Annotated in this window: 14 protein-coding genes; all 14 read left to right on the forward strand. The window is 72.6% G+C overall.

The genetic code is table 11. The features are described from left to right. The first annotated feature begins 14 nt into the window (after nt 1-14). Nucleotides 15-1,631, forward strand: a complete 1,617-nt coding sequence (locus tag ASG94_RS14415; protein ID WP_056927105.1) for a succinic semialdehyde dehydrogenase — start codon at nt 15-17, stop codon at nt 1,629-1,631. Next, nucleotides 1,631-3,349 carry a GMC oxidoreductase gene (locus ASG94_RS14420; RefSeq protein ID WP_056927106.1) on the forward strand — a complete coding sequence of 573 codons (1,719 nt, stop codon included), beginning with the start codon at nt 1,631-1,633 and terminating at the stop codon, nt 3,347-3,349. Before ASG94_RS14415 ends, ASG94_RS14420 begins: the two co-directional genes overlap by 1 nt. A 212-nt stretch (nt 3,350-3,561) precedes the next feature. After that, nucleotides 3,562-5,139: a glutamine-hydrolyzing GMP synthase gene (guaA, locus tag ASG94_RS14425; RefSeq protein WP_056927107.1), complete on the forward strand. Its 1,578-nt coding sequence runs from the start codon at nt 3,562-3,564 to the stop codon at nt 5,137-5,139. A 117-nt stretch (nt 5,140-5,256) separates the two neighbouring features. Further along, nucleotides 5,257-6,966 carry a sodium:solute symporter family protein gene (locus ASG94_RS14430; RefSeq protein WP_056927108.1) on the forward strand — a complete coding sequence of 570 codons (1,710 nt, stop codon included), beginning with the start codon at nt 5,257-5,259 and terminating at the stop codon, nt 6,964-6,966. A gap of 11 nt (nt 6,967-6,977) precedes the next feature. Then, entirely contained in the window at nt 6,978-7,313 is a 336-nt protein-coding gene (locus ASG94_RS14435) for a hypothetical protein (RefSeq protein WP_056927109.1), read from the forward strand. A gap of 10 nt (nt 7,314-7,323) precedes the next feature. Beyond that, a complete protein-coding gene (locus ASG94_RS14440) occupies nt 7,324-7,704 on the forward strand; it encodes a VOC family protein (RefSeq protein ID WP_056927110.1) in 381 nt (126 codons plus the stop codon). A gap of 40 nt (nt 7,705-7,744) precedes the next feature. Continuing rightward, on the forward strand, nt 7,745-9,010 hold the full coding sequence (locus tag ASG94_RS14445; protein ID WP_056927111.1) for a DUF6986 family protein: 1,266 nt from the start codon (nt 7,745-7,747) through the stop codon (nt 9,008-9,010). A gap of 4 nt (nt 9,011-9,014) precedes the next feature. Beyond that, nucleotides 9,015-9,884, forward strand: a complete 870-nt coding sequence (pucL, locus tag ASG94_RS14450; protein WP_056927112.1) for a factor-independent urate hydroxylase — start codon at nt 9,015-9,017, stop codon at nt 9,882-9,884. Beyond that, nucleotides 9,877-10,386 (forward strand): 2-oxo-4-hydroxy-4-carboxy-5-ureidoimidazoline decarboxylase, encoded by a 510-nt coding sequence (gene uraD, locus ASG94_RS14455; protein WP_082624192.1) that lies wholly within the window; start codon nt 9,877-9,879, stop codon nt 10,384-10,386. The genes pucL and uraD overlap by 8 nt, the downstream gene beginning before the upstream one ends. Further along, on the forward strand, nt 10,386-10,709 hold the full coding sequence (uraH, locus tag ASG94_RS14460) for a hydroxyisourate hydrolase (protein ID WP_056927114.1): 324 nt from the start codon (nt 10,386-10,388) through the stop codon (nt 10,707-10,709). Before uraD ends, uraH begins: the two co-directional genes overlap by 1 nt. Then, nucleotides 10,699-12,018 carry an allantoinase AllB gene (gene allB, locus ASG94_RS14465; RefSeq protein ID WP_056927115.1) on the forward strand — a complete coding sequence of 440 codons (1,320 nt, stop codon included), beginning with the start codon at nt 10,699-10,701 and terminating at the stop codon, nt 12,016-12,018. The genes uraH and allB overlap by 11 nt, the downstream gene beginning before the upstream one ends. Beyond that, on the forward strand, nt 12,018-12,839 hold the full coding sequence (locus ASG94_RS14470) for a bifunctional allantoicase/(S)-ureidoglycine aminohydrolase (RefSeq protein WP_056927116.1): 822 nt from the start codon (nt 12,018-12,020) through the stop codon (nt 12,837-12,839). Before allB ends, ASG94_RS14470 begins: the two co-directional genes overlap by 1 nt. A gap of 36 nt (nt 12,840-12,875) precedes the next feature. Then, entirely contained in the window at nt 12,876-14,255 is a 1,380-nt protein-coding gene (locus ASG94_RS14475; RefSeq protein WP_056927117.1) for a xanthine dehydrogenase small subunit, read from the forward strand. Next, nucleotides 14,252-16,603 carry a xanthine dehydrogenase molybdopterin binding subunit gene (gene xdhB / locus ASG94_RS14480; RefSeq protein WP_056927118.1) on the forward strand — a complete coding sequence of 784 codons (2,352 nt, stop codon included), beginning with the start codon at nt 14,252-14,254 and terminating at the stop codon, nt 16,601-16,603. The genes ASG94_RS14475 and xdhB overlap by 4 nt, the downstream gene beginning before the upstream one ends. Nucleotide 16,604: the final 1 nt, after the last annotated feature.

The following is a 16,604-nucleotide window of genomic DNA, read 5'->3' on the forward strand; positions in this document are numbered from 1 at the left end:
CCTACCCTCGGCCCATGAGCGAGCACACCCCTGCCTCCGGCCCCCTCGTCGAGGGCCCGCACGACCCCGAGCACGACCCCCGGGCCTCCTACGCGCTCGAGCCGGAGTACGTCGCCTCGCTCACCCGCCGCATCGTCAGCAGCACCGGGCGGACGGCGCCGGTGTTCTCCCCGCTGGGCGGGCAGCCGCTGGCCCACATCCCCCAGTCCAGCACCGCCGACGTGGCGCAGGCCTACGTCCGGGCCCGCCGCGCCCAGGCCGCCTGGGCGCGGACCTCCCTCGACGAGCGGGCGGCGATGCTGCTGCGCCTGCACGACCTCGTGCTGGACCGGCAGGAGGAGATCATCGACCTGGTCGTGCTGGAGTCGGGCAAGGCCCGCAAGCACGCCTTCGACGAGCCCCTCCACATCGCCCTGACGGCGCGCTACTACGGGCGCACCGCGCACCAGCACCTCGACACCGAGCGCAAGCTCGGCGTCGTGCCGGGCCTCACCCGCGTGGAGGTCAACCGGGTCCCCAAGGGCGTGGTCGGGATCATCTCGCCCTGGAACTACCCCTTCACGATGGCCCTGTGCGACGGCATCCCCGCGCTGCTCGCCGGCAACGCCGTGGTCGCCAAGCCGGACGCGCAGACGATGCTCTCGGCGCTGCTCGGCGCCCAGCTGCTCGAGGAGGCCGGGTTCCCGCCGGACCTGTGGCAGGTCGTGGCCGGTCCCGGTGCCGAGCTCGGCACCCCGGTCATCGACGGCGCCGACTACGTCTGCTTCACGGGATCGACCGCGACCGGCCGGCTCATCGCCCGCCAGTGCGCGGAGCGGCTCATCGGCTGCTCGCTGGAGCTCGGCGGCAAGAACCCCCTCCTCGTCCTGCGCGACGCCGACCTCGAGAAGGCGGCCGAGGGCGCCGTGCGCGCGTCGTTCTCCAACGCCGGGCAGCTCTGCGTCTCCATGGAGCGGCTGTTCGTGGCCGACCAGGTCTACGACCGCTTCGTCGAGCGCTTCGTGGCCCGCACCCAGGCCATGACCCTCGGCGCCAGCCTGGAGTGGGGGGTCGACATGGGCTCCCTCGTCTCGCAGGCGCAGCTCGACACCGTCCAGGCGCACGTCGGCGACGCGGTCGCCCGGGGCGCCCGGGTGCTCGCCGGTGGGCGGGCCCGCCCGGACCTGGGGCCCTACTTCTTCGAGCCCACGATCCTGGAGGGCGTCACCCCCGACATGACGTGCTTCGGCCAGGAGACCTTCGGGCCGGTGGTGTCGATCTACCGCTTCCACGACGAGGCCGACGCCGTGGCCCGCGCCAACGCGGGGGAGTACGGCCTCAACGCCTCCATCTACACCCAGGACGGCGCCCGGGGCCGTGCGATCGCCCGTCAGGTGACGTGCGGCACCGTCAACATCAACGAGGCCTTCGGGGCGACCTTCGCCAGCATCGACTCCCCGATGGGCGGCATGCGCGAGTCCGGGATGGGTCGCCGCCAGGGCAGTGAGGGCATCCACCGCTACACCGAGTCCCAGTCGGTGGCCACCCAGCGACTGATCCGCTTCGCCCCGATGCTCGGCATGTCCGACGAGCGGTACGCCCAGGTGATGACCGCCCAGCTGCGGCTGATGAAGAAGCTGGGGCGCGCGTGATGGCCGGTCGCGAGGACTTCGACTACGACGTCATCATCATCGGGTCCGGCTTCGGCGGGTCCGTGTCGGCGCTGCGCCTGACGGAGAAGGGCTACAAGGTCGCCGTGCTCGAGGCCGGTGCCCGCTTCAGCGACGCCGACTTCGCGGCCACGAGCTTCGACGCGAAGCGCTACCTGTTCGCCCCCGCAGCCGGCTGCTACGGGATCCAGCGCATCGACATGGTCAAGGACTGCATGATCCTGGCCGGCGCGGGCGTCGGCGGCGGCTCGCTCGTCTACGCCAACACGCTCTACGAGCCGCTGGACGCGTTCTACCGCGACCCGTCGTGGGCCCACATCACCGACTGGAAGTCGGAGCTGGCGCCCTACTACGACCAGGCCAAGCGGATGCTCGGGGTCACGGTCAACCCCGTGCGCACCCCCAGCGACGAGGTGATGGAGCAGGTGGCCGTCGACATGGGCGTCGGCGACACCTTCCACCCCACCCCCGTGGGCGTCTTCTTCGGCGACCAGCCCGGCATCGGCGGCGAGAGCGTGCCCGACCCGTTCTTCGGTGGCGCGGGGCCCGAGCGCAACCCCTGCAAGGCCTGCGGCGAGTGCATGACGGGGTGTCGCCACAACGCCAAGAACACCCTGGTGAAGAACTACCTGCACCTCGCCGAGGAGGCCGGCGCCGTGGTGCACCCGCTCACCACGGTCACCCGGGTGCGGCCCCTCGACGGCGGCGGCTACCGGGTCGACACCCGGTGGACCAAGGCCAAGCTGTCGCGGCGTACGGCCACGAAGACCTTCACGGCCGAGCAGGTCATCTTCTCGGCGGCCGCGCTCGGCACCCAGAAGCTCCTGCACAGGCTCAAGGGCGAGGGGGACCTCCCGCACGTCAGCGACCGCCTCGGCAGCCTGACCCGCACCAACTCCGAGGCGATCCTCGGGGCGCTGGCGCCCGACGTCACCGTCGACTACAGCCAGGGCGTCGCCATCACCTCCTCCTTCCACCCCGACGCCGACACCCACGTCGAGCCGGTGCGCTACGGGAAGGGCTCCAACTTCATGGCCCTGCTCCAGACGGTGCTGGCCGACGAGGTCGAGGGGCAGTCGCGGTGGAGGTCCTGGCTCGCCGAGCTGTGGAACCAGCGCCGCAGCGCGCTCGACCTCTACGACATGAAGCACTGGTCCGAGCGCACGGTCATCGCGCTGGTCATGCAGACCCTCGACAACTCGATCACCACCCAGGGCGTCAGGACGCCCTTCGGCTGGCGGATGACCAGCACGCAGGGGCACGGGGAGCCCAACCCGACCTACATCCCGGTCGCCTACGACGTCGTACGCCGGATGGCGACGCTCATCGGCGGCACCCCGGGCGGCAACGTCGGCGAGCCCTTCAACCGACCGCTCACCGCGCACTTCATCGGCGGGTGCACGATCGGCGACTCCCCGCAGAGCGGCGTCGTCGACGCCTACCAGCGGATGTTCGGCCACGAGGGCCTGCACGTGGTCGACGGCTCGGCGGTCTCGGCCAACCTCGGCGTCAACCCGTCGCTGACCATCACCGCCCAGGCGGAGCGGGCGATGGCCTACTGGCCCAACAAGGGCGAGGCCGACGAGCGGCCCGCGCTCGGGTCGGCGTACACCCGGGTCCGGGCGGTGGCGCCCAAGAACCCCGTCGTCCCCGAGGCCGCCCCGGGTGCCCTGCGGCTGCCCATCGTCGGGGTCAGCTGAGGTCGCAGAACTTTCTGGGCGACATGCGTAACCCGGCCCGGGAGGGGTCGTTGCCCTCGGTGACAGGCTCGGCAGTCATGCTCCCTCCCAGTTGGCCGGGCCCGTCAGTCCAGGCGCTGTCACGCAGGGCGTGGACCTTCAGGGCCCCGACCACCTCCCTCCCTCCCCGGTCGGGGCCCTGAGTCACGTCACGGACTCGGTACCCTTCGGAGGTGACCGACACCCCTGACCACGACCTGGTCCTCGTCGTCGACTTCGGCGCCCAGTACGCCCAGCTCATCGCCCGCCGCGTGCGCGAGGCGCGGGTCTACTCCGAGATCGTGCCGCACTCGATGCCCGTCCCCGAGATGCTCGCCCGGCGCCCGAAGGCGATCATCCTCAGCGGCGGGCCGTCCTCGGTGTACGCCGAGGGGGCGCCCGGCATCGACGACGCGGTCTTCACGGCCGGGGTGCCCGTCTTCGGCATGTGCTACGGCTTCCAGCTGATGGCCAAGGGTCTCGGCGGCGAGGTCGCCCACACCGGCGCCCGCGAGTACGGGCGGACGCCGGTGACGATCCGCGAGGGCGGCACCCTGCTGGCCGACCTGCCCGCCACCCACAACGTCTGGATGTCGCACGGCGACTCGGTCGCGGCGGCGCCCGAGGGCTTCACCGTGCTGGCGTCGACCACCGTCACCCCGGTGGCGGCCTTCGAGGACACCGGCCGCGGCCTCGCCGGGGTCCAGTGGCACCCGGAGGTGCTGCACTCCGAGCACGGCCAGCAGGTCCTCGAGCACTTCCTCCACGAGATCGCCGGCTGCCGGCAGACCTGGACGATGGTCAACATCGTCGAGGAGCAGGTCGAGCGGATCCGCGAGCAGGTCGGCGAGCGCGGCCGGGCCATCTGCGCCCTGTCCGGCGGCGTCGACTCGGCGGTCGCCGCGGCCATCGTGCAGCGCGCCATCGGCGACCGGCTCACCTGCGTCTACGTCGACCACGGGATGATGCGCAAGGGCGAGACCGAGCAGGTGCGCCGCGACTTCGAGGAGGTCTTCGACGCCCTCGACGTCGTGGACGCCGCCGACCAGTTCCTGGGCGCGCTGGCCGGGGTCCACGACCCCGAGGAGAAGCGCAAGATCATCGGCCGCGAGTTCATCCGGACCTTCGAGGCCGCGGAGGTGCGCGTCTTCGGCGCGCTGTCCGAGGAGGACCGCGGCGACACGGCGTACCTGGTGCAGGGCACCCTCTACCCCGACGTCGTGGAGTCCGGCGGCGGTGCCGGCGCCTCGACGATCAAGTCGCACCACAACGTCGGCGGGCTGCCCGAGGACCTCCAGTTCGAGCTGATCGAGCCGCTGCGCACCCTCTTCAAGGACGAGGTCCGCGCGGTGGGGGAGCAGCTCGGACTGCCCTCGACCATGGTGTGGCGCCAGCCGTTCCCGGGCCCCGGCCTCGGGATCCGGATCATCGGCGAGGTCACCCGCTCACGCCTCGACCTGCTGCGCGAGGCCGACGCCATCGCCCGCGAGGAGCTCACCCGCGCCGGCCTCGACCGCGACATCTGGCAGATGCCGGTCGTGCTGCTCGCCGAGGTGCGCTCCGTCGGCGTCCAGGGCGACGGCCGCACCTACGGGCACCCCGTGGTGCTGCGCCCGGTCACCTCCGAGGACGCGATGACGGCCGACTGGGCACGCCTGCCGTACGACGTGATGGAGCGCATCTCGACCCGGATCACCAACGAGGTCGCGGAGATCAACCGGGTCACCCTCGACATCACCTCCAAGCCCCCGGGGACCATCGAGTGGGAGTGAGGGGTGGTGCGGCCCGCGTCTGAGGAGGTCTAGGTTGGCGGGCGGCCCCGCTCCGGCCCGGAGGGCCACCCATCTCGGGAGGAACACGTGTCACTTCAGCTCGCCCCGGTCGTCCCCATGGCCACCCTCATCGACGCGTCCTGGCTCGACTACCTGCTCGTCGCGATCTACTTCGCGTTCGTGCTCGGCATCGGTGTCATGGCGCGTCGCTCGGTCTCCGACTCCATCGACTTCTTCCTCTCCGGGCGCTCGCTCCCGGCCTGGGTGACGGGCCTGGCCTTCATCTCGGCCAACCTCGGGGCGGTGGAGATCATGGGCATGTCGGCCAACGGTGCCGAGTTCGGCATCCCGACCGTCCACTACTTCTGGGTCGGAGCCGTCCCGGCGATGCTGTTCCTCGGCGTCGTGATGATGCCGTTCTACTACGGCTCCAAGGTGCGCTCGGTGCCGGAGTTCATGTTCCGCCGGTTCGGCACGGGAGCCCACCTGGTCAACGCGATCAGCTTCGCGGTGGCGCAGCTGCTCATCGCGGGCGTCAACCTCGCCCTGCTGGCGGGCATCGTCCACGCGCTGCTGGGGTGGCCGATCTGGATCGCCCTGGTCGTCGCCGGCGCCGTCGTGCTGTCGTACATCACCCTCGGCGGGCTGAGCGCCGCGATCTACAACGAGGTGCTGCAGTTCTTCATCATCATCGCCTCGCTGCTGCCGCTGACCCTGATCGGGTTGCACCGCGTCGGGGGCTGGGACGGGCTGAACGACAAGATCACCGCCGCCGCGGACGGCGCCCCTGCTGAGGCCGCCGTCGCCCCGGCCGCCCAGCAGCTCGAGTCGTGGCCGGGCCAGGCCCTCTCCGGGTTCGACTCGCCGTACCTGTCGGTGATCGGCATCGTGTTCGGCCTCGGGTTCGTGCTGTCCTTCGGCTACTGGACCACCAACTTCGTCGAGGTCCAGCGCGCCATGGCCTCCAATTCGATGTCGGCGGCTCGCAGGACGCCGATCATCGGCTCGTTCCCGAAGATGTTCATCCCGTTCATCGTCATCGTCCCGGGCATGGTCTCCGCCGTCCTGGTCCAGGAGATGATCGACCTCAAGAACGGCGGCAGTCCCGCCGGCGGCGCGTCGGGCGACGGGGTCACCTACAACGACGCGCTCCTGCTCCTGATGCGCGACGTGCTCCCCAACGGGCTCCTCGGCCTGGCGATCGCCGGTCTGCTGGCGGCCTTCATGGCGGGGATGGCGGCCAACATCTCGGCGTTCAACACGGTCTTCTCCTACGACCTGTGGCAGCGCTACATCCGCAAGGACCACGCGGACGACTACTACCTGCGCATCGGCCGGATCGCCACGGTCGCGGCCACCTTCATCGCGATCTTCACCGCCCGGATCGCGCTGGGCTACGACAACGTCATGGACTACCTCCAGACGCTGTTCGGCTTCTTCAACGCGCCGCTCTTCGCGACCTTCATCCTCGGCATGTTCTGGAAGCGGATGACGCCGACGGCCGGCTGGGTCGGACTGGTGTTCGGCACCCTGTCCGCCGTGGCCGTCGACCGGTTGGCCGCCGCCGGGGTGATCGACCTGCCCGGGCAGGGCGCTGCGTTCGTGGCCGCCTCGACGGCGTTCGTCGTCGACATCGTGCTGAGCGTGCTCGTGTCCCTGGTGACGAGGCCCAAGCCGGTCTCGGAGCTGAAGGGGCTCGTCTACTCCGAGACCCCGCGCGAGGACCTGGTCGACCCGGACGAGGCCGCCAACCCGTGGTACCAGCGCACGATCCCGCTCGCCGCCGTCGCGCTCGCGATGGTCATCGTCCTCAACGCCGCCTTCTGAGAGGGGCCACCATGTCCCACGACACCCCCGCCTCCGGCGGAACCAGCAGCACCGGCGGCACCGGCAGCCACCAGGCCGGCGCCTTCGACATCCGCAACATCATCGGGGCCCTGCTCGGCCTGTACGGCGTCATCCTGACGCTCGCGGGCCTGCTCGGCGAGCACGAGCCGGCCAAGACCGGAGGCGTCAACGCCAACCTGTGGACCGGCCTCGGTCTCCTGGTCGTGGCCGCGGCCTTCCTGCTGTGGGCCCGGCTGCGACCCATCATCGTCCCGGAGGACGTGGACCCTCCCGACGACGACCCGACACGGCCGGCGCCGAAGCGCACGCGCCCGCCGGCGACGTGACGGCCACCCGATGAGCAGGGCGATCCACCACTGGGACCTCTGGGTCAGCGACCCGGCGGTCGCCACCGACGAGTGGGGCTGGCTGCTCGGCGAGCTCGGCTGGGCCCGCGACGGGTCGTCCTGGATGGCCGACGACGGGACCTACGTCTTCCTCGAGCGCTCGCCCGACCAAGTCGACGAGCCGCACGACCGGCTGCGGCCCGGGGTCAACCACGTGGCCCTCACCGTCGAGGACCGGGCGCTGCTCGACCGGATCCGGGCGGAGTCCAGCGCCCACGGCTGGCACGAGCTGTTCGCCGACCGCTACCCGCACGCCGGGGGCGAGGACCACACGGCGCTCTACCTCGAGAGCTCCGAGGGGTTCGAGGTCGAGCTGGTGGTGGGCGACTGAGGTCGGCCCGGCTGGTTGCGTCGCGCACTAGGGTGCGGGGATGAAGGGCGGGCAGCCGGGCACCGGACTCGACCTCGACCGGCTCACCGAGGAGATCGACGAGCGGCTCGGGGCGGCCGACGCCGCGCTCGCCCACGCCTATCCCGGCGAGCGGGCCGGGCGTCAACCGGTGCACACCGTCTACGTCCCCGCCGACCGCTTCCACGCCGGTCTGGTCGCCGATCACGGCACGGAGGCACTCCGCGCAACCCACGTGCACGAGGCGATGCTGCTCGAGATCATCGGCGGCGACGGGGACCTGCTGCGGCGGGTCCGGGACAAGCTCGGCCGGGAGCCGGTGGAGGACCTGCGCATCGACTTCGAGGACGGCTACGGGGCGCGCTCCGACGAGGAGGAGGACCGCGCGGTCGAGTCCGCGGCCCGGGACCTCCGCGCCGCGCTCGCCGACGGGTCTGCGCCGCTGGGCACGGGGATCCGCTTCAAGAGCCTCGAGCGCCCCACCCGCCGACGTGGGTTGCGCACCCTGGGCCTGTTCGTCGCCGCCCTGACCCACGGCGGCCCGCTCCCGGACGGCTTCGTCGTCACCCTGCCCAAGGTCACGTCCGTCGACCAGGTCCAGGCACTGGTGCACGTCGCCGGACGGCTCGAGGGCGGGCTGGGCCTGGCCGCGGGCTCGCTGCGCTTCGAGCTGCAGGTGGAGACGCCCCAGTCGATCCTCGGGCCCGACGGCACCGCGCTCGTCGCCCGGATGATCCACGCGTCGGACGGGCGCTGCACGGGCCTCCACTTCGGCACCTACGACTACTCCGCCTCCTGCGGCATCGCGGCCGCCCACCAGAGCCTCGAGCACCCCGCCGCGGATCACGCCAAGGCCGTCATGCAGGCGGCCGCCGCCGGCACCGGCGTACGCCTCTCGGACGGTTCGACCAACGTGCTGCCCGTGGGCCTGCCGGACCAGGTGGGGGCCGCGTGGCAGAACCACCTGCGGCTGGTCCGCAGGTCCCTGGAGCGCGGCTACTACCAGGGCTGGGACCTGCACCCGGCGCAGCTCCCGACGCGGTACGCCGCGACGTTCGCGTTCTTCCGCGACGGCCTCCCGGCCGCGGCGGCGAGGCTCCGCGACTACCTCGGTCGGCGGGAGACAGCGGTCCTCGACGAGCCGGCGACCGCCCGGGCCATGGCCGACTTCGTGCTGCGCGGCCTCGACTGCGGGGCCGTCTCGGCGGACGAGGTGGCCGCCGCCGGCCTGGTGGACGTGCACGTGCTGGCGGGGCTCGCGCACCGCACCACCGAGACGGAGGGCTGATCAGATGGGCATCGTCCTGGGACCCAACCGGTACGGCAAGGCCGAGTGCCGCGTCGTCCGGATCGTGCGCGACACCCCCCGCCACGAGATCCGCGACCTCACCGTGTCCACGTCGTTGCGCGGCGACTTCGCCGCCGCCCACGTCGACGGCGACCAGTCGCAGGTGCTGCCCACCGACACCCAGAAGAACACCGCGTTCGCCTACGCCAAGAAGCACGGGGTCTCCTCGCCCGAGGACTACGCCCTTGCCCTCGCCCGCCGCCTCCTGGAGGCGACGCCGGCCGCGACCGGCGCGCACGTCCGGGTCGAGGAGCATGCCTGGGACCGCATCACCGTCGACGGCGCCGGCCACGACCACGCGTTCGTGCGCCGCGGCGGCGAGGTCCGCACGACCGAGGTCGACCTGTCCTCGGACGGTGCCCATGTGCTCTCCGGGCTCACCGACCTCGTCGTGCTCAAGTCGACGGGCTCGGAGTTCACGGGCTTCCTGGTCGACGAGTACACGACGCTGCCCGAGGCGAAGGACCGCATCCTCGCCACCTCGCTCACCGCGACGTGGCGCTACTCCGACCGCGGCGTCGTGGCGTGGAACAGCACGTACGACGAGGTGCGGGCGCTGTTGCTCGCGACGTTCGCGACGACGTACAGCCGGGCGCTGCAGGAAACGCTCTACGCCATGGGACGAGCGGTGCTGGAGGCGCATGCGGAGATCGAGGAGATCTCCTTCGCCGCCCCCAACAAGCACCACTTCCTCGTGGACCTCCAGCCGTTCGGTCTCGACAACCCCGGCGAGGTCTTCATCGCCGCGGACCGGCCCTACGGGCTGATCGAGGCGACCGTGCGGCGCGACGCCGAGGGGGACTCCGATGAGTAGGACCCGTCCGGGCCTCCCGGTGTTCAACGAGCTGGACGACGCCACGGCCCGCGGCCGGCTGCTGACCTGCCTCGACGTGCCGCGCTGGGCCGACGACGTCCTCGCCGGCCGTCCCTACGACGACCTCGACCAGGTCGAGGCGCGGATGGTCGCGGCCGCGGCAACCATCACCGACGACGAGCTCGAGCGGGCCCTGGCCCGCCACCCCCGTATCGGCGAGCGCGCCGACGCGGCCCGGCACGACGCCGGCCACTCGACCCGCGAGCAGGCCGGGGTGGATGGCGACGACGAGGACGTGGCCGCGCGCCTGGCCGCGGGCAACCGGGCCTACGAGGCGCGCTTCGACCGGGTCTTCATCATCCGCGCGGCCGGCCGGGACGCCCACGAGGTCCTCGACGAGCTCGGGCGCCGCCTCGGCAACGGTGACGGGGCCGAGCGCGCCGAGACCCTCGACCAGCTGACCCAGATCGCCCTGCTCCGGGCCCGCGAGGTGCTCGGCTGATGGCCACCCTGAGCACGCACGTCCTCGACACGGGGCGGGGTCGACCGGCGGTGGGCCTGCGCATCGTCCTGGAGTCCGTCACCGGCGACCGGATCGGTGAGGCGGTGACCGATGCCGACGGTCGGGCCGCCGACCTCGCTCCCCACGACCTCGCCCCGGGCACCTACCGGCTGCGCTTCGACTCGGGCTCGTGGTTCGCCGCGCAGGCCGTCGAGGGCTTCTACCCCGAGGTGGTCGTCACGTTCGACCTCGCGGGCGACGAGCACTTCCACGTCCCGCTGCTCCTGAGCCCCTTCGGCTACTCGACCTACCGTGGCAGCTGAGACCCTGGTCCGCGCCCGCCGTGCGGTCGTGGGGGAGGACGAGACGGCGGTCGCGGTACGGATCCGCGCCGGCGTCGTCACCGACCTGGCGCCCTACGACGTGGACGCCGGCGCGGCGGAGGTCGTCGTGCTGGCCGACGACGAGGTGCTGCTCCCCGGACTCGTCGACACCCACGTGCACGTCAACGAGCCGGGTCGCACCGAGTGGGAGGGCTTTGCGAGCGCGACCCGGGCCGCGGCCGCGGGCGGCGTCACGACCATCGTCGACATGCCGCTCAACAGCATCCCGCCGACCACCACGGTCGCCGCGCTGCGCGCCAAGCAGGCCGCCGCCGACGGCCAGGTGTTCGTGGACGTCGGCTTCTGGGGCGGCGCCGTGCCCGGCAACGTGCCCGACCTCGCGCCCCTGCACGCCGCCGGCGTCTACGGGTTCAAGTGCTTCCTGCTCGACTCCGGGGTGGCGGAGTTCGGACACCTCGACGCGGCCGGGCTCGTGTCCGCGATGGCCGAGACCGCCAGGTTGGGCTCGATGCTGCTCGTCCACGCCGAGGACGGCGACGCGATCTCGCCGTGCCGCCACGGGTCGGCGTACGCCGGGTTCCTGGAGAGCCGTCCGGCGGTCGCCGAGGAGCGCGCCGTCGACCTGGTGATCGAGGCCGCACGCGCCACGGGCGGTCGGGCGCACGTCGTCCACCTCAGCGCCTCGGGTGCCGTGCCCGCACTGCGCGCCGCGCGTGAGCAGGGCGTCGACGTGTCCGTGGAGACCTGTCCGCACTACCTGCACCTCGAGGCCGAGTCGATCCCCGCCGGGGCGACCGCGATGAAGTGCTGCCCGCCGATCCGCGACGCCGCCAACCGCGACGCGCTGTGGCACGCGCTCGAGGCAGGGACGATCGACTTCGTGGTGACCGACCACTCGCCCAGCACGGCCGAGCTCAAGGGCGGCGGCGACTTCGCCGACGCCTGGGGTGGCATCGCGTCGCTGCAGCTCGGCCTGCCGGTCGTGTGGACCGCTGCGCGCGAGCGCGGGCTGGGACTGGTCGACGTGGCTCGCTGGATGTCGAGCGCGCCGGCCGCGCGGACTGGCCTGGCCGGCAAGGGGGCGATCCGCGTCGGGGCCGACGCCGACCTGTGCGTCCTGGCCCCCGACGAGGAGAACGTGGTGGACGTGCGCCGCCTGCACCACAAGAACCCCGTGTCGGCCTACGACGGGCGTACGCTCACCGGCACCGTGCGCCGGACCTGGCTGCGCGGTGTGCCGATCGACCTGGACGCCGCCCCCCGCGGACGGCTGCTGAGGAGGGCGTGATGGGTTACTGGGTGCCGACCGGCGGACTGCCCGCGCAGACCGAGCTGACGACCGACCGGGCGGTCTTCACCGACGCGTACGCCGTCCTGCCGCGCGGCACCATGCGCGACATCGTGACGAGCCGGCTGCCCTTCTGGGACGACACCCGGCTGTGGGTGATCGCGCGGCCGCTGTCCGGGTTCGCCGAGACCTTCTCCTGGTACGTCGTGGAGGTCGCCGCCGGGGGTGGCTCGCAGCGACCCGAGGGCGACCCGGAGGCCGAGGGGGTGCTGTTCGTCGTGTCCGGCGACCCGATCCTCACCATCGACGACACCGCGCACCGGCTCGAGCCCGGCAGCTATGCGTTCCTCCCACCCGGCACCGCCTGGACGCTGCGGGCCGGCGGCGGGCGCGACGCCACCCTGCACTGGATCCGCAAGGCGTACGAGCCGGTCGAGGGCATCGACGTGCCGGCCGCGTTCGTCACCCACGAGCGCGACGTGGCCGTCCAGCCGATGCCGGACACGGAGGGCGCGTGGGGCACCCAGCGTTTCGTGGACCCCGACGACGTCCGCCACGACATGCACGTCAACATCGTCAGCTTCGAGCCGGGGGGTGCGATCCCGTTCCCGGAGACGCACGTGATGGAGCACGGCCTGTACGTCCTGGAGGGCAAGGCGGTCTACCTGCTCAACAAGGACTGGGTGGAGGTGCAGGCCGGGGACTTCATGTGGTTGCGGGCCTTCTGTCCCCAGGCCTGCTACGCCGGAGGACCGGGACGGTTCCGCTACCTGCTCTACAAGGACGTCAACCGGCATCCCCGACTTCATGCCCGTGTGTGACGCCGGTCACGTAGATTCTGGGGTGGGGGTGGGCACATGTCGGATCCGCACGTCACCGTCAACGGGCAGGACCGCCCGCTTGCCGGCCTGCCCGCACACACCAGTGCGCTCGACCTCGTGCGCGGCCTCGGGCTGACCGGCGCGAAGGAGGGCTGTGCCGAGGGAGAGTGCGGCGCCTGTGCCGTGCTGGTGCTGCGTCCCCACGGCGACGACAGCCGGTGGACGCCCGTCAACGCCTGTCTGGTCCCTGCGGTCGCCCTCGACGGCCAGGAGGTCCTCACCGCCGAGGGCCTCGGCACCCCGGACGACCTGCATCCGGTGCAGTCCGAGCTGGCGGAGCGCGGGGGTTCGCAGTGCGGCTACTGCACCCCTGGCTTCGTCTGCTCGATGGCCGGCGAGTACTACCGGCCCGACCGTCCGGAGGGCTTCGACCTCCACGCCTTGAGCGGCAACCTGTGTCGCTGCACGGGATATCGCCCCATCCGGGACGCCGCGGACGCCCTCGGCCCGCCTCCCGGCAGCGACGCGCTGGCGCAGCGCCAGCAGCGGTCGGCGCCGGGCCCGGTGCCGACCCGCACCGACGGCTTCGTGCGCCCCCTCGACCTCGCCGAGGCGCTGGCGCTGCTGGGCGAGCACCCCGATGCCACGGTGCTCGCCGGCGCCACCGACCTCGGCGTCGAGGTCAACCTGCGCGGCCGGCGCCCGACGTACGTCGTGGCGATCGACCGCCTCCCCGAGCTGCGGGAGCTCTCGACGGGGGACCCGATCGAGATCGGAGCGGCGCTCACCCTCAGCGAGGTCGAGGCGACGCTCGGCGCGGAGGTGCCGCTGCTGGACGAGGTGTGGCCGCAGTTCGCGTCACCGCTGATCCGCAACGGCGCCACCATCGGCGGCAACCTGGGCACCGCGTCCCCGATCGGCGACCTGGCCCCGGCGCTGCTCGCCCTGGACGCGTCCGTGGTGCTGGTGTCGTCACGTGGCGAGCGGGAGGTGCCGCTCTCCGGCTACTTCACCGGCTACCGCGAGACCGCGCGTCGTCCCGGCGAGCTGGTCCGCTCCGTCCGCGTCCCGCGACCGCTGCCGGGCCTGACCGCGTTCCACAAGGTCGCCAAGCGTCGGTACGACGACATCTCCAGCATCGCCGTCGGGTTCGGCCTCGACGTCGTCGACGGCACCGTCGTGCGGGCGCGGATCGGGCTGGGCGGGGTGGCCGCGACGCCGATCCGCGCGCTGGCGACGGAGGCGGCGCTCGAGGGGCGGGCCTGGGCCCGTGACACCGTCGAGGCGGCCTCGGAGGTGCTCCGCGGCGAGGGCACCCCGATCGACGACCAGCGCGCCAGTGCGGCGTACCGCTCGGCCATGCTGGGCAACGCGCTGCGCCGGCTGTGGGCGGAGACGACGGGAGGGTCGCGATGAGTGTCGGCTCCGCGCTGCCCCACGAGAGTGCCGCCCTGCACGTCACCGGCCACGCGCTCTACACCGACGATCTCGTCCACCGCACCCGGGGCGCCCTGCACGCGCACCCGGTGTGCTCACCGCACGCCCACGCCCGGGTCACCCGCCTCGACCCCACGCCCGCGCTCGAGGTCGCAGGCGTGGTCCGGGTGCTCACCGCCGCGGACGTGCCAGGGGTCAACGACGCCGGGGTCAAGGGCGACGAGCCGCTCTTCCCCGACGAGGTGATGTTCGTCGGGCACGCGGTCTGCTGGGTCCTGGGGGAGACTCCGGAGGCCGCGCGGCTGGGCGCCGCCGCCGTCGAGGTCGACTACGAGTCGCTCCCGTCCGTCGTAGCGCTCACCGAGGCCATCGAGGTCGGCAGCTTCCAGGGCGGCCGGCCCGTCGTCGGCCGCGGCGACACCGAGAGGGCGCTCGCGGAGGCGGCCCACGTGTTCAGCGGTACCACCGAGATGGCGGGGCAGGAGCACTTCTACCTCGAGACGCACGCCGCCCTGGCACTCGTGGACGAGGGGGGCCAGGTGTTCGTGCAGAGCAGCACGCAGCACCCCTCCGAGACGCAGGAGATCGTGGCCCACGTGCTCGGCCTGCACAACCACGCGGTCACCGTGCAGTGCCTGCGCATGGGCGGCGGGTTCGGCGGCAAGGAGATGCAGCCGCACGGCTTCGCCGCGGTGGCGGCGCTCGGGGCCACCCTGACCGGGCGTCCGGTCCGCCTCCGCCTCACCCGCACCCAGGACATGACGATGACCGGCAAGCGCCACGGGTTCCACGCGCAGTGGCGAGTCGGCTTCGACGACGCCGGCCGGCTGCAGGCGCTGGAGGCCACCCTCACCTCCGACGGGGGCTGGAGCCTCGACCTCAGCGAGCCGGTGCTGGCCCGGGCCCTGTGCCACGTCGACAACGCCTACTGGATCCCGCACGTCCTCCTCCACGGCCGGGTCGCCCGCACCCACAAGACGTCGCAGACCGCGTTCCGGGGCTTCGGCGGGCCGCAGGGCATGCTGGTCGTCGAGGATGTCCTCGGCCGCTGCGCCCCGCTGCTCGGGATCGACCCGATCGAGCTGCGGCGCCGCAACTTCTACGTCGCCGGCCAGACCACCCCCTACGGGCAGCCGGTGCGCCACCCTGAGCGGGTCTTGCGCGCGTGGGAGCAGGTGATCTCCACGGGAGAGGTCGCGCGCCGGTCGGCGGAGGTCGCCGCGTTCAACGCCTCCCACGCGCACGCCCGGCGCGGTCTGGCGATGACGCCGGTGAAGTTCGGCATCTCGTTCAACTTCACCGCGTTCAACCAGGCCGGCGCCCTGGTGCACGTCTACAAGGACGGGTCGGTCCTGATCAACCACGGCGGCACCGAGATGGGCCAGGGCCTGCACACCAAGATGCTGCAGGTCGCGGCGACGTCCCTCGGCGTGCCCCTCGGGCGGGTCCGGCTCGCGCCCACGCGCACGGACAAGGTGCCCAACACCTCGGCCACGGCGGCCAGCTCCGGCGCCGACCTCAACGGTGGCGCGGTCAAGGACGCCTGCGAGCAGATCCGCCACCGGCTGGTGGACCTCGACAGGGGGCGCGGGCTGCCCTGGGAGGAGCTGGTCCGCGAGGCGTACTTCACCCGCGTGCAGCTCTGGGCCGCCGGCTTCTACCGGACGGAGGGCATCCACTGGGACTCCACGGTGATGCAGGGCCACCCCTTCAAGTACTTCGCCTACGGCGTCGCCGCGACCGAGGTCGAGGTCGACGGCTTCACGGGTGCCTACCGCACGCGCCGGGTGGACGTCGTGCACGACGTGGGTGACAGCCTCTCCCCGCTCGTGGACCTCGGGCAGGTCGAGGGTGGCTTCGTGCAGGGCGCGGGCTGGCTGACCCTGGAGGACCTGCGCTGGGACGAGTCCGACGGGCCGGGCCGGGGCAGGCTCACCACGCAGACGGCCAGCACCTACAAGCTCCCGAGCCTGGGCGAGCTGCCCGGAGAGCTGAACGTCGCCTTCCTCGACCGTGCCCACGAGGACGGCGTCGTCTTCGGGTCGAAGGCGGTCGGCGAGCCGCCCCTGATGCTCGCGCTGTCCGTCCGGGAGGCGCTTCGACAGGCGGCGGCGGCGTTCGGGCCGCCTGGCACCAGCGTCGACCTCGCCTCGCCCGCCACTCCGGAGGCGGTGTTCTGGGCGCTCGAGCGCGCGCGTGGGTCCCGCGACCACCACCTCGTCGAGGGGCTCCCTGGCGTCGTGCCGGACCGCCCGGACCCGGCTGCCCCTCGGTTGCACCCGCGCTCCGAGCAGGTCGCCCCCGTCCACGTGCCGTCGGAGGTGTGAG

The sequence above is a fragment of the Nocardioides sp. Soil805 genome (assembly GCF_001429625.1).
Lineage (GTDB): Bacteria > Actinomycetota > Actinomycetes > Propionibacteriales > Nocardioidaceae > Nocardioides.